The sequence below is a fragment of the Streptomyces sp. JLSY215 genome (assembly GCF_059682825.1).
In genome coordinates this window covers 2,152,781-2,173,971 of the sequence record NZ_CM185022.1, presented here as the reverse complement: position 1 = coordinate 2,173,971, position 21,191 = coordinate 2,152,781, and the positions used below count along the sequence as shown (strand labels likewise).

Genomic DNA, 21,191 nt, shown 5'->3' with positions numbered 1-21,191 from the left:
TTGGTGCGACCCTACGGCCGGGCCCGATCGCTGAGACCGGTTCGCCTGAGCGGGCGAGCTCCGGTTAGGTTTCGAGCATGACCGATGCTGCTACTTCCGCTTCCCGTACGACCGGCGCCGTCGCCGCCGGGCTCGCCACCGTCGCCTCCGACGGCACCATTCTCGACACCTGGTACCCGGCGCCCGAGCTGGTCACCGCGCCCTCCGAGGACCTCGGCCCGGCCGGCACCGAGCGGCTGGAGGACGACCGCGCCACGGATCTGCTCGGCCCCGCCGCTCTCAAGGCGATCGGTCCCGACCCGGTCCGTGACGTGGAGGTCGTGGCCGTCCGCACGGTCATCACCTCGCTGGACGACAAGCCGCTGGACGCGCACGACGTCTACCTGCGCCTGCACCTCCTCAGCCACCGGCTGGTCAAGCCGCACGGGCAGAGCCTGGAGGGCATGTTCGGCCTGCTGGCGAACGTCGCCTGGACCTCGCTCGGCCCGGTGGCCGTCGACCAGGTGGAGTCGGTGCGGCTGAACGCCCGCGCCGAGGGGCTGCACCTGATGGTCACCAGCATCGACAAGTTCCCGCGGATGACCGACTACGTCGCGCCGACCGGCGTGCGCATCGGCGACGCCGACCGGGTGCGGCTGGGTGCCCACCTCGCGTCCGGCACCACCGTCATGCACGAGGGATTCGTCAACTTCAACGCCGGGACGCTGGGCACCTCCATGGTCGAGGGCCGGATCAGCGCGGGCGTCGTCATCGGCGACGGTACGGACATCGGCGGCGGCGCCTCCACCATGGGCACCCTGTCCGGCGGCGGCAAGCAGATCATCGCGATCGGCGAGCGCTGCCTGCTGGGCGCGGAGTCCGGTATCGGTATCGCGCTGGGCGACGAGTGCGTCGTCGAGGCCGGTCTGTATGTGACCGCGGGCACCCGCGTCACCCTGCCCGACGGCCAGATCGTCAAGGCCTTGGAGCTCTCCGGCGCCGACAACATCCTCTTCCGCCGCAACTCCACCACCGGCACCGTCGAGGCCCGTCCGAACAAGGCGGTCTGGGGCGGTCTCAACGAGATCCTGCACAGCCACAACTGACGCCGCACCGCCCGACGGCCCGGTGGGAAGCCCCGCCGGGCCGTCGGCGTGTCCGCGGCGGTGTCCGGTGCCTGCGCGGGCGCGGAGCGGCGCTTGCTCCGGGCGCGGGAGCGGGGGCCGCTTTGCGCTGGTGCCAAGGGGGCCGGGGGTGGGTCACCATGTCGGGGACGGTGTTCCACGGACCGCGCCGGGAGGCGGCATGAGGCTGGGCAAACCGCTCGCTGTCGGCATCGCGGAGGAAGAGACATCACAGGCCGGGGAGGTGCTGGCCGAGGAATGGGGGGCCGGGGCCTGGGCGGCCGTCGAGCCGCTGGACGAGGTGACGGTGGGCGGGACCGGGGACCCGGGCGCGCAGTTCGCCGGGGCGCTGGTCACGCGATGAGGCTGCGGCTGCCGAGGGAGCGTCCCGCCGAGCCGCCCCGGGGATACAAGCTGGCCAACCCCGTGCTGTCCGAGGACTGCGGCCGGATCGGGTTCGCCGGGGTCTCGATCGGCGGGGCGCAGCCGTACGGCGTGGTGGACGAGGCGCGGTGCATGTACGGCCGGCGGCACCGCTGCCCGGCGCTGCGCTGCGACTGCGGCTTCTACTGTCTGCACACCCTCGCCGCGGCGCAGGGCCTGGCCCGGGTGGGCGCGCACCGCCGGGCTGCGATCCTGGAGGTCACGGTGCTCGGCGCGTACATCCGCTTCGAGCGCGGGATGCGCTATGCGCGCCAGCGGGTACGGGTGGCGCGCATCGGGCCGTGCGGCTGCGGGCTGCCGCCGGAGGTCTTCGTGGACGCGGGCTGGGGGCGGACCGGCTGGCGGGCGCTGGCCGGGGCCTGCAAGGGCTGTGCGGCCGGGCGCGGCGAGGTGAGCTTCGAGGACTTCGTGCGGATCGGCGGCGGCCGGCTGCGGGTGGTGTCCGGCCACCGGGAGAAACGCGACGGCGCCGCGGCGGAGGCGGTCCCCGCCCGCCGGGCCCCGGGGCCCGGCGCCGAGGCGACCGTGCTGCAGGCCCGACTCGACCGGCTCCAGGGGCAGTTGGGGCGGCTGGCCGGCGAGGTGTGAAGGCCCGGGGCGGCGCGCTGTGCCGGGCCGGGCACACCTGCGTAACCATCCGGCACGGGCGTGCGAATGCCCCGTGAGGCGCCGTTAGGCTGTGCCGTATGCGTGATCTTGTAGCGGGGATGCGGTATCTGGGCAAGGGGCAGCGCTGGGTCGCCGGCCACGGCCGGTGGTGGGGATTCGGTCTGATCCCCGCGCTGATCGCCTTGGTGCTGTACGGCGCGGTGCTCACCGTGCTCGCCATCTGGTCCGGCGATATCGCCGCCTGGGCGACGCCGTTCGCCGACGACTGGGGCTCGCCCTGGCAGGGCCTGCTGCGCGGGCTGTTCGTCGCGCTGCTGTTCGCGGGCGCGCTGATGCTGTCCGTACTGACCTTCACCGCCGTCACGCTGGTGATCGGCGACCCCTTCTACGAGTCGCTGTCGGAGCAGGTCGAGAAGAGCGAGGGGTACTGCCCGCCGGCGCCGGACCGGCCGCTGTGGCAGGAGATCTGGATCGCGCTGCGCGACAGCGTCCATGTGCTGCTGCGGGCCGCCGGGTTCGGCGTCCTGCTGTTCGCCCTCGGGTTCCTGCCGTTCATCGGGCAGGCCGTGATCCCGGTCATCGGCTTCTGCGTCAACGGCTTCTTCCTCGCCGTCGAGCTGACCTCGGTGGCGATGCAGCGCCGCGACGTTCCGGTCCGCGAGCGGCTGCGGCTGCTGCGCGGCCGCAAGGCGCTCGCCGTCGGCTTCGGCACCCCGATCGTGCTGCTGTTCCTGATCCCGTTCATCGCCGTGGTGCTGATGCCGGGTGCGGTGGCGGGGGCGACGCTGCTGGTGCGGGACCTCGTACCGGACGAGGACCGGGACCGGGATCAGGACCGGGACGGGGACGAGCGGGGGCCGGAGGGCGGCCCTCCGCCGCAGGGCGGGCCGTACGGACAGGCCGCGCCGTACGGACAGGCCGCGCCCTACGGTCAAGCGGCACCGTACGGCCAGGCGGCGCCCCATGGGCAGGCCGGACCCTATGGGCAGCCCGCGCCGGGGCAGCCCGCGCCCGGCGGATTCGGGCCGGCGCCCGCGCCCTACCCGCCGCACCAGGGGCACTGAGCACCCGCACGGAAACGGCCGCCGCACCCGAAGGTGCGGCGGCCGTCCGGCCGTCAAAGGCCCTCACCCGTACGTCAGGTCTCCCGCGAGGGGGCCTTGAGGTCCTGGGTCCGCTCCGCGGCGGACTCCTCCGGCATCCTCTGCTCCCGCTCGCGTCCGGTGCGCCGCTCGGCGGCACGCTCCTTGCCCGGCTTACGGTCCTGCGCCTTCGTCATGCTGACTCCCTTGGTGGGCTCGCTGGGCCCGAGGGGCTCACGGGGTCCACGGGGCCCGCGGACCCCGCCGGACTCCGTGAGCCGGAACGGTGCTTACCAGCCCAGTAGCGCACCCCGGGTGACGCGCGGCGCCCGGACCGGGGCCGATGGAGTGACGGGCGGTGACAGCCGGTGACAGCCGGTGGCAGCCGGATACTAGGGCTTGACGCGCAGCACCTGGGGGTCGTGGTCGCTGGCCTGGTCGGCGTACTCGGCGTTGATGTGGACGATGTCGTAGTCGGTCCCGGCCAGCGCCTTGGTGGTGAGCATGTGGTCCAGGACCTGGGAGTTGCCCTGGTAGACGTAGCCGTAGCGCTCGGCCTTCGGCAGCCCGCCCACCAGGTCGGTGAGCACCCCGCCGGCCGTCAGGTTCTTCAGCGCGGGCGAGAACTGGTAGTCGTTGAGGTCACCGGCGACCACCACCTCGGCCTTGGGGTCCTTGGCCAGCAGCTCCTTGACGAAGGTGTTGACCAGCTTGGCCTGCGCGGTGCGCTGGGTCTCCGAGCTGCGGGCCGGCGGCTGGAAGCGGCTGTCCAGGCCCTGGTCGCCGCCCTTGGAGTTGAAGTGGTTGGCGATCACGAACACCCGGCTGTCCGGGCGGTTCTTGAGCGCGAACTCCCCGACGAGGGGCTTGCGGCTGGCCTTCCACGCCTGGTCGGCCGGCGCGATCCGGCCCGGCGAGACGGACAGCCCGGCCTTGCCGTGGTCGTCGACGACCTTCACCGGCGTGGTGGCGTCGCCGCCCTTGACGTCCGTGAAGGACACCCGCTGGGGGTTGAACAGGAAGGCGGTGCGGATGTTGCCGCCGGGCTGCCCGCCGTCCTGGTCGTTCTGCGGGTCGATCTGGCGCCACTCGTACGCCGGGCCGCCCGCCGCCTTGATCGCGTCGGTGAGCTTCTTGAGGGTGACCTCGGCGGTGACCGTGCCGTCGTCGGTGGCGCCGTTGTCGTCCTGGACCTCTTCCAGCGCGACCACGTCGGGCGCCGACAGATTGTGCACCAGCGCCTTCGCCAGCCGGTCGAACTTGGCCTGCGGGGTGGTGGGGGAGAGGTTCTCGACGTTGTACGTGGCCACGGCCAGCTCGTCGGACTTCTGCTTGCGGGTGGTCTCCGGGGCCGGGCCGTGGTCGGTGACCTTGCCCAGGTCGGTGGCCTGGACGGTGTAGCCGCCGAAGTTGTCGTAGTCCAGCGGCCCGGCGGTGGTGCCGGTCAGCTCGTCGCCGACGTCGGCCACCGGGAACGGCCGCTGGGAGAAGGGGATCAGCGACTGCACCTTGATCCGGCCGCCGTTGGGGTCCGCGTACGAGCCGTAGAGGGTGCCGCCGCGGGCCGTGCGGTTGTGCCGCGGCTCCGCGGTCACCCACAGCTCGTTGTGGGTGTTGGTCGCGCCGACGACGGGGGAGCTGCCGAGCGAGACCCGCATGCCCTCCAGGGACTCATAGCGGTCCAGCGCGTACGAGGCGGGCTTCAGCTTGAGCGATTCGATGCTCTTGCCGCCCGCTGCGGGGGCGTAACTGTCCGGCACCGAGGACGGGTTGAGCTTGAAGGCGGCCGGCAGCGGGGTCTTGGAGGCGGTGACCTTCCAGGTGGCGTCGGTGATTTCGGTGACGGACTGGAGGCCGGCGTCCTTGCCGCCGGGGTAGTACTCGCTGACCGTGCCGGCGAAGGTGATCGCATCGCCCACGGCGACCTTCGGGGTCTCCTTGCCGGTGAAGACGAAGACGGCCTCGCTGGTCGCCTCGTCCTTGTCCGGGTGCGTGTCCTGCACCCAGAAGCCCCGCGCCGAGCCGAAGGAGCGGACCGCGGTGACCGTGCCCGGCACCTCGCTGACCTGCTTCCCGGCGAGCGGGGATATTCGGGTGCTGCCCTGGATGTCATGGATGCGGGTGCCGGCCGCGTGGGCGGACTGGGTGGCCGTGATCAGGCCGCCGGTGAGAGCGGCCACGGCCACCACGCCTACGGCGGCCGGTCTGCGGAGAGAACGGGGGGACGGCATGCAGTGCCTCCGGAAAATATGGGGGGTATGGGGGGTGAAGGAGAACGGAGCGTGCGGGCGGGACCGGCGCTCGTACGCTACGCGCGTCAATCTCCGTGCTGGGTAAGGAAGTTGTCAAGGTTCTCCCGGTGACCGGGAGCGTACGCGCGGGTGAACCGTCCGAGATACGGCAAATTCCGTCTACGCTTGGGCGTCGCACGAGCCCGTAGTCCCCTCCGAGGAGCTGAGCCCCAGATGTCCGCAGACCGCCCCACTCTGCCGCCGGTGCGGCTGCACTCCGAAGCGGAGCTGGCCCGGGAGGCGCTCGGCGCCCCGCTGATGGCCCGCGCCGCCAAGCTCGCCCGCTGGGCCGAGCGGGGCGTGCCCGTCGGCGCCGGCGGCGAGATCCTGGAGGAGGCGCTGGGCGCCGCCGTCGAGCACCTGGGCCTGGCGGGCGACGAGGACGGGCCCGCGTACACCGCCGAGGCCTGGCAGCTGGCGGTGGACACCGGACTGGTGGAGATCGAGGAGAGCGCCGAGAGCGAGGACGGCGACGAGGAAGCTGCCGCGGTCGGCACGGCCACCCCGGGCGAGGAACTGGGCCTGCTGACCTCCGGCAGCCCGAGCGACATCCTCGACATCTGGCTCCAGGGCATGGAGACGGTGCTCGCCGATGCGGCCGCCCCCGACTTCTCCGACATCGCCGACCAGATCGCCGAGGGCGGCGAACTGGACCTGGACGCCATCGACTGGAACCCGGAGGAGGAGGCCGAGCTGCTGGACGGCATCCTCGGCAACCTCTACCTGCTCACCGCCGTCAGCGAACGCCCCGACCAGGACGTTCCGCTGCCCGCGCTGGCCGCCTCCATGATCGTCCCGGATGATATGGACGAGCCCACCGACGACATCCTCGAAGAGGTCTCCGAGGCGATGATGCGCCTGGACGACCAGTTCCGGGTGCTGGAGCCGATCGGGCTGGTCGCCTACCAGCCGGTCGACGAGGCGCTCATCGAGGAGCTGGACGAGCAGGGCGAAACGGTCCGGTCGGCCGAGCCGCTCACCGACGAGGACGTCTCCCGCTACGGCATGGTCCGCCTCACCCCGCTCGGCGTCTACGCCGTCCGCGCCCGGATGCTGGACGCCGGTGTCCACGCCCCGGCCGTCGGCGACCTCACCGGCAAGGGCGCCGACGTCCTCCTGGAAGAGCTGCCCGACTACCCCGAGCCGCTCGCCCAGGCCGAGTCCGAGCTGTGGCTCGCCGCCCGTACGCCCCTCGACGCCGCCCGCGATCTGCTGGGGGCCGCCCGCGGCGACGACGGGCGCGCCCCGCTGCGCCGGCTCGCCGCCCAGCAGACCCTCTCGCTGGTCTCCCCGGACGCCGAGGCCGCGCTGCGTGAGGTCCTCGGCGACCGGCAGCTGGGCGGCCTGGCCCGGGTCTGGCTCGCCGAGCGCGCGCTGCCGGGCATCCCCGAGCCGTCCCAGGACATGATCTTCTGGCTGACGGTGGACACCATCGCGGCGCAGCTGGAGGGCGCGGACGACGAGACGGCGGCCGAGCTGCGCGACCTCGTCCAGAGCCTGACCGAGCAGCACAGCGGGTTCTTCGACACGGTCTGGCGGGTCGATCACCCGGCCACCGCCGATGTCCTGGAGGCCATGGGCCGGCTGCACCCGGACAAGAAGGCCGCCAAGGAGGCCCGCAAGGCCGCGTTCAAGGCGCGGTCGCGACGGGCGGGCTGAACGGGGCGGTTCCTCGGTGTGTGCAGCGGGTGGCCGGACCGGCCACCCGCTGCTCGTGTGTGAGGGGCAACGGCTTCCTCGGCGTCGGGCCGCGTTCAACTGGAGTTCGACGGCGCACGAGAGCGTGTGCGGCGCAGCACAGACACAAGGGAAGAAACCGGCCGTCCAGGAGATGACTATGCCGTTCACCCGGAGAGACTTCGCCAAGCGTTCCGCCCTCACCGGCGCCTCGGTGGCGCTGGCCGGCAGCGTCGGCGTGCTGGCCACCGCGCCCGGCGCCCTCGCGGAGCAGGCCCCGGACGCCGGGCCCGACGGCACCGCGGACGACCGGGCCGTCGGCTACGGCCCGCTGTTCCCGGACCCGGACGGCATCCTCGCGCTGCCCGCCGGATTCTCGTACCGCATCATCACCCGGACCGGTGTGACCAAGCTGGAGAGCGGGGAGTCCACCCCCTCCAACCATGACGGCACCGGCACCTTCGCGGGCCACCGCGGCACCACCCTGCTCGTCAACAACCACGAGCTCAAGGGCCCGCGCGCCGACTGGCCGCATCCGGTGCCGCTGGCCGACGGCCTGGTCTACGACCCGGCGGCGGCCGGCGGCTGCACCGTCGTCGAGGTCGCCAAGGACGGCACCCCGGTCGGCGAATGGATCGGCATCGCCGGTACGTCCACCAACTGCGCGGGCGGGACCACCCCTTGGGGCACCTGGCTGACCTGCGAGGAGAACGAGGACAAGGCCGGCCAGCACGGCATGACCAAGGACCACGGCTATGTCTTCGAGGTCGACCCCCACGACCGGAAGGCCGGCCGCGATCCGAAGCCCGTCAAGGCGCTGGGCCGCTACGCCCACGAGGCCGTGGTCGTCGACCCCCGGCGCGGCCACCTCTACCTGACCGAGGACGCCGCGGGCCCCAACGGACTGCTCTACCGCTGGACCCCGCCCAAGGGCTTCGAGCACGGCCGCGGCAGGCTGCGGACGCTGGCCGATGACGCCGGTGTGCTGGCCGCCCCCAAGTGCTTCGACTCCGGCGGCCGTTACGTCGACGACCTCTCGCGCGCCACCAAGGTCGGCACGGTCTACGGCGTCGACTGGATCGAGGTCCCCGACCGCGACGCCCGCACCGTCTCGGTCCGCAAGCAGTTCCCCGAGGGGGAGATCACCCGCGCCCGCAAGCTGGAGGGGATGTGGTGGGCGGACGGCGGCGCGTACATCGTCTCCTCCTTCGCCCGCGAGGAGAGCCCCGTCCAGCACGACGGGCAGGTGTGGTTCTACGACCCGCGGCGGCGGACGCTGACCCTCAAGGTGCGCTTCGGCGTCAACCCGGACCCTGGCAAGGACGGCGCGTTCGACGGCCCCGACAACATCAGCGTCTCGCCCTACGGCGGGCTGATCATCGCCGAGGACGGCGAGGGCGTCCAGCATCTGTTCGGGGCGACCGAGGACGGCCGCACCTATCCCGTCGCCCGCAACGAACTCAACATCGGCACGGCCGACAAGCCGGAATTCAGCGAGTTCACCGGGCCGGTCTTCTCGCCCGACGGGCGGACGCTGTTCGCCAACATCCAGGAGCCGGGGATCATGCTGGCGATCACCGGGCCGTGGAAGCGCATCAGGCGGCAGCGCTGAGGGAGTCCGGCGCCGCGGCCGTGATGACGTAGTAGTCCAGCAGACCGGTCCGGTACGCCGTCAGATAGTGCCGCGGCCATTCGTCGCGCAGCTCCCGCCGCTGGGCCATATAGCGGTCGTACGGCTCCCAGACCCCCTCGCCGATCGCCCGCACCTGGACGTCCCGCAGCCCGGCCGCGGCCAGCGTCTCGACCACGTCGTCGATGACGTACGGGACGTCCAGGCCGTCGGCGTACGGGGGCAGCAGCTCGGGCAGCGCGCGGGCGGCTTCGGGGATGCGGGCGAAGAACGTCGTCAGCGCCATCCGGCCGTCCGGGCGCAGCACCCGCGCGGTCTCCCTGGCGAAGCCGGCCAGGTCGCGGAAGTGCTGGGCGGCCTCGACGGAGTAGAGGCAGTCGACGCTCGCGGTGGGCAGCGGGAGGCGCTGGGCGGCGCCCTCGACGAAGTCCAGCCGGGCGGTGGTGTCCGGGGGCGCGGCCAGCAGGTCGGTGTTCGCCTCGCGGGCGCGGGCGATCTGGTCCGGGTGCACGTCCAGGCCGGTCACCGGCCCCAGGCCGAACTCCCGCAGCGCCAGCGCGCAGCCCAGCCCGCGCCCGCAGCCGACCTCCAGGGCGCTGCGGCCCCGCGTCCGCTCGAAGGTGCTCAGCACCAGGCGGTAGAGCTCCTGCTCGCTGCGGACCCGGTCGGCCTCGCTCAGCGGCTCGTCGGTGCCGTCCGGCAGCCATGCCCAGTAGCCGAAGTTGATGAAGCCGCCGGCGAAGGCGGGGACGGTGGCGAGGTCGTGCTCCCCGTAGAGGGCGGCGACCTGTTCGGGAAGGTCCGGGCCGTCGCCGTCCGGTTGCTGTGGCATGGTCGAGGGCTCCTCACGGGCGGGATCCGGCGCGTGTACGGATGCCACGATTGTGAATCCTGAGGCCGGGAGAGGGGCGTCACCACGCCCGGTGTCCCCCTTCCCCGCCGCCCGCGCAGCGGCGGGGCCGTGGCGGCGGCCCCGTACCGCTGCGGGCGCAGGGGTGAGGCTCCCTGCGGCCGGGCGCGGCGCGGCGTTACAGCGCCGCGGCCGCCGGCTTGATCATGCCGCGTACCGTCCGGGCGTCGACGAACTCGCCCATCGCCGTCATCTCCCACTCGCCGGAGAACTGGCGGATCAGCTTGGCCATCATCACGCCCGTGCGGGGCTCGGCGTGCGTGAGGTCGAAGCGGACCAGCTCCTCGCCCGTGCCGGCGTCGCTCAGCCGGCAGTAGGCCTTGGCGACGTCGGAGAACTTCTGTCCGGAGAAGGAGTTCACCGTGAAGACCAGGCCGGTGACCTGCGGGGGGAGGCCGCCCAGATGGACGGTGATGACCTCGTCGTCGCCGGAGCCGTCGCCGGTGAGGTTGTCGCCGGAGTGCTGGACCGAGCCGTTGAGGATCATCAGCTTGCCGAAGAAGCAGTTGTCGATCTTCTTGCGGTCGGGGCCGTAGGCGATGACGGAGGCGTCCAGGTCGATGCTCTTGCCGTGGAAGGCGGGCTCCCAGCCCAGGCCCATCGTGACGGAGCTGAGCAGGGGTTGGCCGCCCTTGACGAGGGAGACGGTCTGGTTCTTCTGGAGGCTGACCCGGCCCTTGTCGAGGTTGATCTTGCCGGTGCCCGGAGCCGCCGGGGCCTGCGCCGGGGGAGCGGACGGAGCCGGGGGAGCGGCGGCCTGCGCCGGGGCGGGGGGAGCGGCCGGCGTCTGCGGGGCGGCGGCCGGGGCGGCCGGCTCCTCCACGCTGACGCCGAAGTCGGTGGCGATCCCGGCCAGTCCGTTGGCGTAGCCCTGGCCGACCGCGCGGACCTTCCAGGCGCCGTTGCGGCGGTAGAGCTCGACGACGACCAGGGCGGTCTCGGTCCCCAGCTGCGGCGGGGTGAAGGAGGCGATCACGCTGCCGTCGTCGGCGTTGCGGATCGTGCCGGTCGGTTCGGTGCCGGCGAAGGTCGCACCGGGCGCGTCCAGGCTCGCGGTGACCACGATCTTCTCGATGCCCTCGGGCACCGCGGAGGTGTCCACCGTGATGGCGTCGCCGCTGCCGCCGGCCGCCGCGGTGTGGGTCACACCGGGGCCGTTGGGCTGGTTGTAGAAGACGAAGTCGTCGTCGGAGCGCACCTTGCCGTTGGCGGTGAGGAGCAGGCCCGACACATCCAGCTGCGCGGGGGCGGTGACGTCCACCGCCACCCGCGTGGCGTTGAGGGGGAGATTCGAGCCAGGAGTCATAGCGGTCATGTCAGAGGTAACGATCGGTCGGCTTTTGCGGTTCCATTACCCGGCACGCGCCCGCCGGCGGCCGCCGTGCGGATCCTCAGTGCCGTTCGCGGGAGTTGCCGAAGAGCAGGCGGTAGGCGATCAGCAGGACCAGGGCCCCGGCGATCGAGGAGATCCACATGGAGGGCTCGCCGATGTCCTTCGGTATCGGGCGGTGCAGGATCTTCGTGGACAGCCAGCCGCCGATGAAGGAGCCGGCGATGCCGATCAGGGTCGTGCCGACCAGGCCGCCCGGGTCCCGTCCCGGCAACAGGACCTTGGCGATGACGCCCGCGATCAGGCCCAGTACGAGCCAGGTGACGATGCCCATGAGGTGTTCCTCGTTCCTGCCGGGAGAGATCGGTACACCCACCAGGACGCCGCCCGGACGGCGCGGGTTCCCCGGCGTGGTGCGGACCACGTTCACGGCGTGGCGCGGACCACCTTCACGGCGTGGCGCGGACCGCGTTCAGTGCGGCCACCGGGGCGGGTCGGTGCAGAAGGCGCCGCCGAGGTGCGCGTGTTCCGGGTTGCCGGGGTCGAGCGCGCCCTGGGCGGCGATCAGCCCGGCGGCGTAGGGCTCGGAGTCGTCCTGCGGGACGTAGCCGAGCGCGCGGGCGGACGACAGGTCCCACCACAGGCGGGTGTTGGCGGAGGAACCGTAGACGACGGTGTGCCCCACGTCCGGGGCGGTGAGCGCGGCGTGCAGCAGCCGCGCGGCGTCGGCCGGGCTCAGCCAGATCGACAGCATCCGCACCGTGGTGGGTTCGGGGTAGCAGGAGCCGATGCGGATGGAGACGGTCTCGATGCCGTGCAGGTCCCAGTAGAGGGAGGCGAGGTCCTCGCCGAAGCCCTTGGACAGGCCGTAATAGGTGTCGGGCCGGCGGGGGGTGCCGACGGGGATCGCGCCGGAGCCGTCCTCGGGGCGCGGGGTGAAGCCGACGGCGTGGTTGGAGGAGGCGAAGACGATGCGGCGCACGCCCGCCTCGCGCGCCGCCTCGTAGAGCTGGTAGGTGCCTTCGATGTTGGCCCGCAGGATCTCCTCGAACGGGGCCTCCAGGGAGATGCCCGCGAGATGGACGATCGCGTCGACGCCCTGTACCGCCTTCCGCAGCGCCTCGGTGTCGGCGAGTTCGGCGGTGACGGCGTCCGCTGCGCCGTCCGCGTTCTCGATGGTTCGCCGGTCGAAGAGCCGCAGTGCATAGCCGTAAGGGGGCAGCAGCTCGCGCATCAGGGTGCCGAGGCCGCCGGCGGCGCCGGTGAGCAGAACGGTGCGGGGTGCGGTCATGGGCGGGGACTCCTCCGCTGGGCTGCAGGGGTGTAGGGGTGCAGGGCTGTAGGGGGTGTCTAGGAGCGTACGGGCGTTCACATCCGTGGACACGCTAGGAAGCCCTCGCCGACCGGTCAAGACGCTTGACCGACCTGGTGAATCCGCTTGCGCGGCGGGAGTTGTGGGGCCTTGACCGGCATGGTGGGCTGCCCTAGCGTACGCATTGTTCATGAATATGGACGTCAATCATGAACATGCACGGCAGATGTCTCAACTCGCCAGGGAGAGCCCGTGACCGCACATCCTCCCCCCGTCACCGCCGCGAGGTCCCGCCAGCTCGCCGACCGTCTCGACGGGCCGCTGTTCTTTCCCGTGACCGCGTACGCGAAGGACGGCGCCGTGGCTCCGCGGACGTTCCGCGCCCATGTGCGGGCCGGGATCGAGGCGGGCGCCGCCGCGGTCTTCGCCTGCTGCGGCACCGGCGAATTCCATGCGCTGACGCCGGAGGAGTTCGCCGAATGCGTCGCCGCCGCGGCCGAGGAGGCCGGCGGCCGCGTCCCGGTGATCGCGGGCACGGGCTACGGCACCGCGCTCGCCTGCCACTTCGCCCGCCTCGCCCGGGACGCGGGCGCCGACGGGCTGCTCGCCCTGCCGCCCTACCTCGTCGCCGCCGGACAGGAGGGCCTGCTGCGGCACTACCGCGAACTCGCCGCCGCCACGCCCCTGCCCGTCATCGTCTACCAGCGCGACAACGCCGTCTTCGAGCCCGCCACCGTCGCGGCGCTGGCCCGGACGCCGGGCGTCATCGGCCTCAAGGACGGCCTGGGCGACCTCGACCTCCTCCAGCGCATCATCAGCGCGGTCCGCACCGAGGCCCCCGACGAGGACTTCCTCCACTTCAACGGCCTGCCCACCGCCGAACTCACCGCCCCCGCCTACCTGGGCCTGGGCGTGCGCCGCTACTCCTCCGCCGTCTTCGCCTTCGCCCCCGAGATCGCCCTCGCCTTCCACCGGGCGCTGGCCACCGGCGACCAGGACACCGTCGCCCGGCTCCTGGACGGCTTCTACCGGCCGCTGGTCGAACTGCGCAACCAGGGCCGCGGCTATGCCGTTTCGCTGGTCAAGGCCGGCGTACGGCTGCGCGGCCCGGACGTCGGCGAGGTCCGGCCGCCGCTGACCGAACCGGCCCCCGCGCACATCGAGCGGCTCGCCGGACTCATCGACCGCGGGCTGCGCCTGGCGGCGGCCGCTCCGGGGGCATGATGCGCAGCGCCGCCTTCCTCTACCCCTGGGACGTGGTCGGCGACCCCGCAGCCGCTGAGCGCATCGCCGGCCTCGGCGTCCAGCAGGTCACCCTGGCCGCCGCCTACCACTCCACCCGCGCCCTCACCCCGCGCCACCCCCGCCACCGCATCGTCACCGCCCGGCACTCCGCCGTCCTCTACCCGCCCGACCCGGCGCGCTGGGCGGGCCGGGCGCTGCGCCCGTACGCGCAGGACTGGGTGCCCGGCGCGGACCCCTTCGGCGAGGCCGCGCGGGCGCTGACCGCCGCGGGCCTGGAGGTGCACACCTGGGTCGTCCTGGCGCACAACTCCCGTCTGGGCGCCGAGCATCCGGACTCCGTCGTCCGCAATGCCTACGGCGACCCGTACCCCTGGGCGCCCTGCATCGCCCGCCCCGAGGTCCGCGCCCACCTCGTCGATCTCGCCGCCGAGGCGGCCGTGCGGCCCGGCGCCCGCGGCGGCGAGCTGGAGTCCTGCGGCTGGTACGGCCTGGCCCATCTGCACGGCCACGACAAGACCGGCGGGGTGCCGCTCTCCGGTGCCGCGCAGTATCTGATGTCGGTGTGCTTCTGTGCGGTCTGTGCCCATGGGTACGGCGAACTCGGCCTGCCCGCAGGGGAGTTGAGGGCGGCCGTGGTGCGTGCCCTGGAGCCGGTGTGGGCGGGTGCGGACGGCGGGCCGGGGGAGCGGGCGGCGGGGCGCGGGGGAGAGTGGGCGGCCGTCGAGGCACTGCTCGGCGCGGAGCGTGCGGGGGTGCTGCGCGCCTGGCGCGACGGGGTGGCGCGGTCCTTCCAGCGGGATGCGGTGCGGGCCGTACGGGACGCGGCGACGGGCCCGTTCCGGGTGCTGCTGCACGCCGACCCCGCGGCGCACCGCTGCGGCGCCGACACCGGGGTGGACCCGGCGGAGGTCCTCGCGCATGCGGACGGCGTGGTCGTGCCGTGCACCGGCGACGCGCGGGCCCGCACCGACGCACTCGGCCCCTTCGGTGACCGCCCGGCGGGGGCCACCGTCGCCGCCAACCTCACCGTCGTCTCCGGCCTCGGCGGCCGTCCGGACACGCTCGCCGCCGACGCCGCGCACGCCGCCTCGCTGGGCGCCACCGAACTGCGGCTCTACCACGCGGGCCTGGCGAGCGACGCCGATCTGGCGTCCGTGCGGGAGGGGCTGCGCTCGCTCGCGGGCGGACCGGTGGTCTGAGCGCCGTTCCCGGCCGCCGTCATGCGGGCCGCCGGCCGGGTCAGTCCCGGCGGCCCGCGTGCCGGCGCCGCAGGACCCAGCTGCCCCCGGCGGCAACGGCCAGCATCAGGCTCGCACCCGCGAGCACCTCGGCGGTGCCGGCGCTCTCCTCCGCGGCCCCGGCGCGGCTGGCGGGGGCACCGGTCCGCACCCCGCCGCCGGGCGTCGGACCCCGCGCGCCGTCCCGGCCGGTGCCGGTATCGACGCCGGTGTCGGTTCCGGTGCTGACCGTGCCGGTGAGGGCCTTGCCGTCGGCGCATCTGCCGCCGAGTCCGTAGTTGCCCGGCCGGATGTCCGGTCCGACCCTGACCTCGCCGACCAGCACCCCCTTGCGCGCGCCGGGCCGCAGCGTGACGGTGCCGCCGCCCAGCGCGGCGGCGTCGACGGTCGCGGACCGGCTGTGCCCGCAGTCCCTGGTGACCAGCGACACGCCGGCGCCCGCCCCGGCGGGCCGCGGCGAGGCCTCGACCTCCCCGAAGTCGCCGGCGGACGCCCCGGGCGCGGCGAGGGCGAACGCGGCGGCGCAGAGCCCGACGGCGGTGAGCGGCCGGGCCGCTCTCAGCAGTGGCAGGGGGCGCATGGCGGGACCTCCACGACGCGCGGCCTGCGGCACGCCGTTGTGCCACCGGAGGAAGGTCCGCGCCTCTTGATCCCCGAGCTAATCGGTACGGCGGCGGCCGGGCCCGCCCGGCCGGGACGAATGGGTGAACGGCGGCACCTCAGGAGCGGCGGCCGCACCGCCGGGTGGTCATCCCGGCCGTACGAAACCGCACTCGTACGCCGCGATCACCGCCTGGGTCCGGTCCCGTACGCCGAGCTTGGCCAGCACCCCCGCCACATGGGTCTTCACGGTGGCCGGGCCGACGCCCAGCCGGTCCGCTATCTCGGCGTTGGTCAGCCCCGCCGTCATCAGCCGCAGCACCGCCCGCTCCCGGTCCGAGAGCCGGGCCCGCAGCGCCCCCGCGCCCTCGCCGGCCGCGGTCCGTTCCCCGGCGTGCCGGGCGGCCAGCGAACGGACCGCGGCCGGGAACAGCAGCGAATCGCTGTGCGCCACCATCCGTACCGCCTGCACCAGCTCCTGCGCCCCGCACCGTTTGAGCAGGAACCCGCTGGCCCCGGCCCGCAGCGCGTCATACACATACGCATCGTTCTCGAAGGTCGTCACCACGATGATGCGCGGCGGCTCCGGCATTCCCGCCAGCACCTGCTCGGTCGCCCGGATCCCGTCGATCTCCGGCATCCGCACGTCCATCAGGACGATGTCCGGCCGCAGTTCACGGATCAGCGGCACCGCCTCGGCGCCGGTGGCGGCCTCCCCGACCACCTCCATATCGGCCTCGGCGCCCAGGATCGCGCGCAGCGCCGTCCGCACCATCCGCTCGTCGTCGGCGAGGAAGATCCGCAGCGCGGGGGCGCCCTCGCCCTCGCGCGCCGTGCCGTCCCCGTTCACCGTGCCGTCCCCGTTCACCGTGCCGCCCCCGCGATCGGCAGGGCCGCCGTCAGCCGCCAGACGCCCTCGTGCGCGGCGGCCGTCGTCTCGCCGCCCAGCAGCCGGGCCCGCTCGCCGATCCCGCGCAGGCCGCGGCCGCCGCCGGTGCGGTCCGTCGCTCTGTCCGCAGCCACCGGATTCTCCATCGTCAGCCTCAACTCTCCCTCGTTTACACGCAGTTGCAGCGTCACCGTCACCGGCCCGGCGTGCCGCAGGGCATTGCTCAGCCCCTCCTGCACGATCCGGTACGCCTCCCGCGAGACCACCGGCGGCAGTCCCGCGTACGCTCCCTCGACCGTCGCCTCGATGCCCAGGCCCGCCGCGCGGGTACGGTCCAGAAGGGCGTCCAGGCCGTCCAGGGTGGGCGCCGGCGCGGTCGGCTCGGCGCCGCTCTCCTCGCGCAACAGCCCCAGTACGGTGTCCAGTTCGGCGACCGCATCGCGGGTGGTCTCCTCGATGGCCCGCAACGCCTGGCGGGCGAACTCCGGGTCCGTGTCCAGCACCCGGCCCGCCGCGCTCGCCTGGAGGGTGACCGCGCTCAGCGCATGCCCCACGGAGTCGTGCAGCTCACGGGCCAGCCGGTTGCGGGAGGCCAGGTCGGCGGCGCGGCGCTCGGCGGCGGCCAGCCGGTCGGCGGGCGTGGGGCCCAGCAGCACCGGCGCCAGACGGGCCAGCAGCGTCCCGGCCCCCCAGGCCGTGCCCGCCACCAGGGCCATCAGCGCCACCCCGGCGAGCGGCCCGAGCGCACCGGGGACGGCCTGCTGCCACGCCGGGAAGCCGCGCCGCAGCGCCGGCCAGAACGGCATCGCCAGCAGCACCACCGCGGCCGGCGGCGCGGCCAGCGACATCCCGCTCACGATGCCGCCGGCCGCCTGGTGCAGCAGGAACCACAGCGCGGTACGCCGCCGGGCGGCCCACGAGTGCCCCGGCCCGTCGGCCAGCAGTTCCCCCGGCACGCCGCAGAACGTCCGTACGGCGCTCACCGCGATCGGCCGGGCCGGCGCGAAGGACAGCGCGGCCAGCCAGGCGAGGGGCAGGGCGGCGCCGAACGCGATGAACTGGATCTCGACGTGGTGGTACGGGTCGGCGCCGTCCATGGCCAGCGACACGATGACCGACGTCACCAGGAAATACGGCATCAGGATCGCGCCGCCGATCACCAGATGGACCCAGCGCAGTGCGTGCCGTCGCAGCGCCTTCGGCCACAGCCCCTTCGGCCGCGGTCGGTTCCGCGCCGGCCGGTTCAGTCGCACCGCACGGCCTCGCACACGGCCGCGTGCTTCGCCTCGCGCTCGGCGAAGAAGTAGGCCCCGGCGGCGGCCACCAATATCCCGGTGATCATCTGCACACAGTAGGTCAGGCTCATCACCGGAGTGGGCAACTTCGGGTCACCCGGCGCACAGTTCAGCGTGGTCAGCATCAGCCAGCCGCCCCAGCAGGCCAGGGCGCCCGCGCCGGTCCAGACGGCGGCCAGCGGTACGAGGACGGGGATCCGGCGCCCGCGCCCGTGTCCGAGCATCAGCACACCGGCCACCAGGAGCACCGAGAACAGGACGTAGGAGGCGTCGTTCACACGGGCGTTGAGATCCTGCGCCGCGACCCGCTGGGCGCTGAGACCGGCCGTGCCGCCGAGGGCCCACAGCAGGTGCATCGCGGCGGGGAACAGGCTCAGCGCGATCGCCACGCCCCCGACCACCCGGCGCGCGGGGCGGCTCGGGCCGTCGGGCAGGTCCCCGACCCGGCCGCGCCACAGATGGCTCCAGCGGTCCCTGGCGTACAGGACGAAGAGGGCGCCCAGGGCCAGGGCCTGGACGATGAAGCCGGAGTAGACGATGCTCCACACCCAGGGGTCGAGCAGTGCGGCGGCCTCGCCGTCGGTGACCTTCGAGCCCCGCAGCGCGGCGGTCAGCGTCTGGACCGGGAACGCCGTGAGGATCGGGGCCAGCAGCCCGGTCGCGCACCACATCGGCAGCGCCAGCAGCCAGGCCGGGACCTTCCGCCCCCAGGGCCGGGTGAGCAGGAACGCCAGCAGGATCACCATGCCGTCCATCAGCAGGGTGAGCGCGTTCAGCGCCATCAGGGAGTTGCCGTCCTTGCGCAGCGCGCTGCCCTCGGGGATGCCCAGCCGGCTCCCCGCGACCCAGGCGATCTTGAGGGAGAGGTAGGGGACGCAGGCGGCGAGGGTGACGGCCCGCAGCGCGCTGCGAACGCCCTTTCGGGGGGCGGGAGTTGCGGCGGCCGGGGTGCGGTGGCGGGTCTGTGTGGTCATGGTGACCAGCCTTCCGGCGCCGCCGCTCCGCCGCCTCGTCCGCGCCGACGATCCCCTCCGCCGCACGGGTGAGGACCGCCTCCTCCCTCAGAGGCGGCGGGTCGCCAGCGTCAGCCGGTCGCGGGCGTCGAACAGCATGTCCTTGATCATCTGCTCATGGTCGGGGGTCAGCCGGGCCACCGGCACCGAGCAGCTGATGGCGTCCCGGGCCGGGGTGCGGTAGGGGATCGCGAGGCCGAAGCAGCGCAGCCCGAGGGTGTTCTCCTCGCGGTCCACCGCATAGCCCTGTTCGCGGACCGCGTGCAGCTCCTCGATGAGCGCCTCGCGGTCGGTGATGGTGTGTTCGGTCAGCGCCGCGAGGGCCGGCGGGAGCATCGCCCGTACCTGGTCGTCGGTGTACGTGGCCAGCAGCGCCTTGCCCAGCGAGGTGGAGTGCGCGGGCAGCCGGCGGCCGACCCGGGCGAAGGGGCGCAGATAGTGCTGCGACTGGCGGGTGGCCAGGTAGACGACGTTGGTGCCGTCCAGGCGGGCGAGGTGGATGGTCTCCGTGGTGTCGTCCGAGAGCCGGTCCAGCGTGGGCCGGGCGGCGGCGACCACCTCGTCGCCGTCGATGTACGACGTACCGACCAGCAGCGCGCGGACGCCGATGCCGTACCGCGTGCCCGTCGCATCGGTCTCGACCCAGCCCAGCTCGACGAGGGTGCGCAGCAGCATGTAGAGGCTGGACTTGGGGTAGCCGACGGCCTCTTGGACAACGGCCAGACTATGCATACCGGGGCGGCCCGCGAAGTACTCCAGCAGCTCCACCGTCCGTACCGCGGACTTGACCTGAGATCCCCCGGTATCGGCAGCTGACATCGCCCTTGACCCCTCTGTTCGGACCGCCATAGAGTCCCGTTTATTCACCATCTGGGACGATGTTCAGCATATCGAACGCCGTCCAGGGTGCGGCAAGTCTTCGGTCGGTCTTCGGCCGGTCTTCGCGCAGGAGGTATGCACGGTGGCAACAGCGGCAGCGGCACCAGTCTGGAGCGTCGACCCCCGAACCGGGAAGCGCCGCGAACAGGTTGCGGTGGAAGCCACAGCGGCCGAAGTGGACCAGACCGTACGGGCCGCGCACGACGCCCGCGCCGCCCTCACCGACCGCCCGGTGCGCGCCGCGCTGCTGCGCCGCGCCGCCGAGCTGCTCGACGAGGCGGGCGAGGCGGTCATCGAGGCCGCCGACGCGGAGACCGCCCTGGGCCCCGGCCGGCTCACCGGCGAACTGGGCCGCACCACCTACCAGCTGCGGGCGTTCGCGGACATCGTGGCCGAGGGCGCCTTCCTCGACGTGCTCATCGACCACGCCGACCCCGCCCTCACCCCGCCCCGCCCCGACCTGCGCCGCTACAAGATCCCGCTGGGACCGGTCGCGGTCTACGCCGCCTCCAACTTCCCGCTCGCCTTCTCCGTCCCCGGCGGCGACACGGCCAGCGCCCTGGCGGCCGGCTGCCCCGTCGTCGTCAAGGCGCACCCCGACCACCCCGCCACCTCCGAGCTGTGCGCCGCGCTGCTGCGCCGCGCCGCCGCCGACGTCGGCCTGCCCGAGGGCGTGATCGGCCTGGTGCACGGCTTCCGGGCCGGCCTCGACCTGGTCCGCCATCCGCTGATCCGCGCCGCGGGCTTCACCGGCTCGGTACGCGGCGGGCGCGCCCTGTACGACGCCGCCGCGGCCCGCCCGCAGCCCATCCCCTTCCACGGCGAGCTGGGCAGCCTCAACCCCGTGGTGGTCACCGAGGCCGCGGCCGCGGAGCGCGCCGAGGCGATCGGCGCCGGGCTCGCCGGGTCGATGACGCTCGGCGTCGGCCAGTTCTGCGTCAAGCCCGGCCTGGTCCTGGCGCCCGAGGGCGAGGCCGGCGACCGGCTGCTGGCCTCGCTGACCGCCGCCGTCAGCGACACCGAGGCGGGGGTGCTGCTCGACCACCGGATGCGCGAGGCGTTCCTCGACGGCATCCGCAGCCGGGCCCAACTCCCCGGCGTCCACGCACCGGTGACCCCCGGAGCGGGCGGCCCGCACACCGTCAGCGCGGGCTTCCTCACCGTCCCCGCCGCCCACCTCACCAAGGAGGGGCCGCACGACCTCCTCCTGGAGGAGTGCTTCGGCCCGGTCACCGTCGTCGCCCGTTACGCCGACGACGCCGAGATCGGCGCCGTCCTCGCCCGGCTGCCCGGCAACCTCACCGCCACCCTGCAGCTCGGCGACGCGGAGAGCGCAGGAACGGATGACACCGGGCAAAGCGGCCGGGGCGCCCGCCTCCTCGCCGAGGCCACCCCGCTCGCCGGCCGGGTCGTTGTCAACGGCTGGCCGACCGGCGTCGCGGTCGCCCCCGCCCAGCACCACGGCGGCCCCTACCCGGCGACCACCTCCACCTCCACTTCGGTCGGCGGCACCGCCATCGAACGCTGGCTGCGCCCGGTCGCCTACCAGGACACCCCGCCCGCCCTGCTCCCGCCCGAGCTGCACGACGACAACCCGCTCGGCCTGCCGCGCCGCGTCGACGGCCGCCCCGAGGGCGGGTAGCC

The 21,191-nt window shown here is 73.7% G+C and carries 20 protein-coding genes; 9 read left to right on the top strand and 11 right to left on the bottom strand.

Annotated elements, in window-relative coordinates; genetic code table 11:
- Nucleotides 1–77: 77 nt before the first annotated feature.
- From dapD to AC5677_RS09765, 4 genes are all read left to right on the top strand, one after another.
- Complete coding sequence (dapD, locus tag AC5677_RS09780; protein WP_497194627.1) at nucleotides 78–1,085, top strand: 2,3,4,5-tetrahydropyridine-2,6-dicarboxylate N-succinyltransferase; 1,008 nt, start codon at nucleotides 78–80, stop codon at nucleotides 1,083–1,085.
- Nucleotides 1,086–1,284: 199 nt separating this feature from the next.
- Nucleotides 1,285–1,467: a hypothetical protein gene (locus tag AC5677_RS09775; protein ID WP_497194626.1), complete on the top strand. Its 183-nt coding sequence runs from the start codon at nucleotides 1,285–1,287 to the stop codon at nucleotides 1,465–1,467.
- Nucleotides 1,464–2,135 (top strand): hypothetical protein, encoded by a 672-nt coding sequence (locus AC5677_RS09770; protein WP_497194625.1) that lies wholly within the window; start codon nucleotides 1,464–1,466, stop codon nucleotides 2,133–2,135. The genes AC5677_RS09775 and AC5677_RS09770 overlap by 4 nt, the downstream gene beginning before the upstream one ends.
- Nucleotides 2,136–2,233: 98 nt before the next feature.
- A complete protein-coding gene (locus AC5677_RS09765; protein WP_497194624.1) occupies nucleotides 2,234–3,220 on the top strand; it encodes an EI24 domain-containing protein in 987 nt (328 codons plus the stop codon).
- 74 nt (nucleotides 3,221–3,294) lie between these two features.
- On the opposite strand, the gene AC5677_RS09760 is transcribed toward AC5677_RS09765, so the two are convergent.
- Both AC5677_RS09760 and AC5677_RS09755 read right to left on the bottom strand, forming a co-directional pair.
- On the bottom strand, nucleotides 3,295–3,435 hold the full coding sequence (locus AC5677_RS09760; RefSeq protein ID WP_497194623.1) for a hypothetical protein: 141 nt from the start codon (nucleotides 3,433–3,435) through the stop codon (nucleotides 3,295–3,297).
- A gap of 195 nt (nucleotides 3,436–3,630) precedes the next feature.
- On the bottom strand, nucleotides 3,631–5,469 hold the full coding sequence (locus AC5677_RS09755; protein WP_497194622.1) for a DUF8508 domain-containing protein: 1,839 nt from the start codon (nucleotides 5,467–5,469) through the stop codon (nucleotides 3,631–3,633).
- A gap of 234 nt (nucleotides 5,470–5,703) precedes the next feature.
- Between AC5677_RS09755 and AC5677_RS09750 the strand changes: the two genes are divergently transcribed.
- Nucleotides 5,704–7,188, top strand: a complete 1,485-nt coding sequence (locus AC5677_RS09750) for a hypothetical protein (RefSeq protein WP_497194621.1) — start codon at nucleotides 5,704–5,706, stop codon at nucleotides 7,186–7,188.
- Nucleotides 7,189–7,366: 178 nt separating this feature from the next.
- Entirely contained in the window at nucleotides 7,367–8,818 is a 1,452-nt protein-coding gene (locus AC5677_RS09745; RefSeq protein WP_497194620.1) for an alkaline phosphatase PhoX, read from the top strand.
- Here the strand turns inward: AC5677_RS09745 and AC5677_RS09740 are convergent.
- The 4 genes from AC5677_RS09740 to AC5677_RS09725 form a co-directional block, all read right to left on the bottom strand.
- On the bottom strand, nucleotides 8,802–9,668 hold the full coding sequence (locus tag AC5677_RS09740) for a class I SAM-dependent methyltransferase (RefSeq protein WP_497194619.1): 867 nt from the start codon (nucleotides 9,666–9,668) through the stop codon (nucleotides 8,802–8,804). The genes AC5677_RS09745 and AC5677_RS09740 overlap by 17 nt on opposite strands.
- Nucleotides 9,669–9,864: 196 nt before the next feature.
- Nucleotides 9,865–11,052, bottom strand: a complete 1,188-nt coding sequence (locus AC5677_RS09735) for a TerD family protein (protein ID WP_497194618.1) — start codon at nucleotides 11,050–11,052, stop codon at nucleotides 9,865–9,867.
- 85 nt (nucleotides 11,053–11,137) lie between these two features.
- On the bottom strand, nucleotides 11,138–11,410 hold the full coding sequence (locus AC5677_RS09730) for a GlsB/YeaQ/YmgE family stress response membrane protein (protein WP_497196563.1): 273 nt from the start codon (nucleotides 11,408–11,410) through the stop codon (nucleotides 11,138–11,140).
- A gap of 138 nt (nucleotides 11,411–11,548) precedes the next feature.
- A complete protein-coding gene (locus tag AC5677_RS09725; protein WP_497194617.1) occupies nucleotides 11,549–12,367 on the bottom strand; it encodes an NAD-dependent epimerase/dehydratase family protein in 819 nt (272 codons plus the stop codon).
- Nucleotides 12,368–12,640: 273 nt separating this feature from the next.
- Here AC5677_RS09725 and AC5677_RS09720 point away from each other — a divergent pair, with 273 nt between their 5' ends.
- A complete protein-coding gene (locus AC5677_RS09720; protein WP_497194616.1) occupies nucleotides 12,641–13,612 on the top strand; it encodes a 5-dehydro-4-deoxyglucarate dehydratase in 972 nt (323 codons plus the stop codon).
- Nucleotides 13,612–14,832: a hypothetical protein gene (locus AC5677_RS09715; protein WP_497196562.1), complete on the top strand. Its 1,221-nt coding sequence runs from the start codon at nucleotides 13,612–13,614 to the stop codon at nucleotides 14,830–14,832. The genes AC5677_RS09720 and AC5677_RS09715 overlap by 1 nt, the downstream gene beginning before the upstream one ends.
- Before the next feature lie 40 nt (nucleotides 14,833–14,872).
- On the opposite strand, the gene AC5677_RS09710 is transcribed toward AC5677_RS09715, so the two are convergent.
- From AC5677_RS09710 to AC5677_RS09690, 5 genes are all read right to left on the bottom strand, one after another.
- On the bottom strand, nucleotides 14,873–15,451 hold the full coding sequence (locus AC5677_RS09710) for a hypothetical protein (protein ID WP_497194615.1): 579 nt from the start codon (nucleotides 15,449–15,451) through the stop codon (nucleotides 14,873–14,875).
- A 168-nt stretch (nucleotides 15,452–15,619) separates the two neighbouring features.
- Nucleotides 15,620–16,321: a response regulator transcription factor gene (locus tag AC5677_RS09705; RefSeq protein WP_497196561.1), complete on the bottom strand. Its 702-nt coding sequence runs from the start codon at nucleotides 16,319–16,321 to the stop codon at nucleotides 15,620–15,622.
- Nucleotides 16,322–16,335: 14 nt separating this feature from the next.
- Nucleotides 16,336–17,499, bottom strand: a complete 1,164-nt coding sequence (locus AC5677_RS09700) for a histidine kinase (protein ID WP_497196560.1) — start codon at nucleotides 17,497–17,499, stop codon at nucleotides 16,336–16,338.
- Between the two features lie 104 nt (nucleotides 17,500–17,603).
- Nucleotides 17,604–18,629: a hypothetical protein gene (locus AC5677_RS09695; protein WP_497194614.1), complete on the bottom strand. Its 1,026-nt coding sequence runs from the start codon at nucleotides 18,627–18,629 to the stop codon at nucleotides 17,604–17,606.
- An 87-nt stretch (nucleotides 18,630–18,716) separates the two neighbouring features.
- Nucleotides 18,717–19,487, bottom strand: coding sequence for an IclR family transcriptional regulator (locus AC5677_RS09690; protein WP_497194613.1), 771 nt, complete (start codon nucleotides 19,485–19,487; stop codon nucleotides 18,717–18,719).
- Between the two features lie 142 nt (nucleotides 19,488–19,629).
- Here AC5677_RS09690 and AC5677_RS09685 point away from each other — a divergent pair, with 142 nt between their 5' ends.
- On the top strand, nucleotides 19,630–21,189 hold the full coding sequence (locus tag AC5677_RS09685; protein ID WP_497194612.1) for an aldehyde dehydrogenase (NADP(+)): 1,560 nt from the start codon (nucleotides 19,630–19,632) through the stop codon (nucleotides 21,187–21,189).
- Nucleotides 21,190–21,191 lie beyond the last annotated feature (2 nt).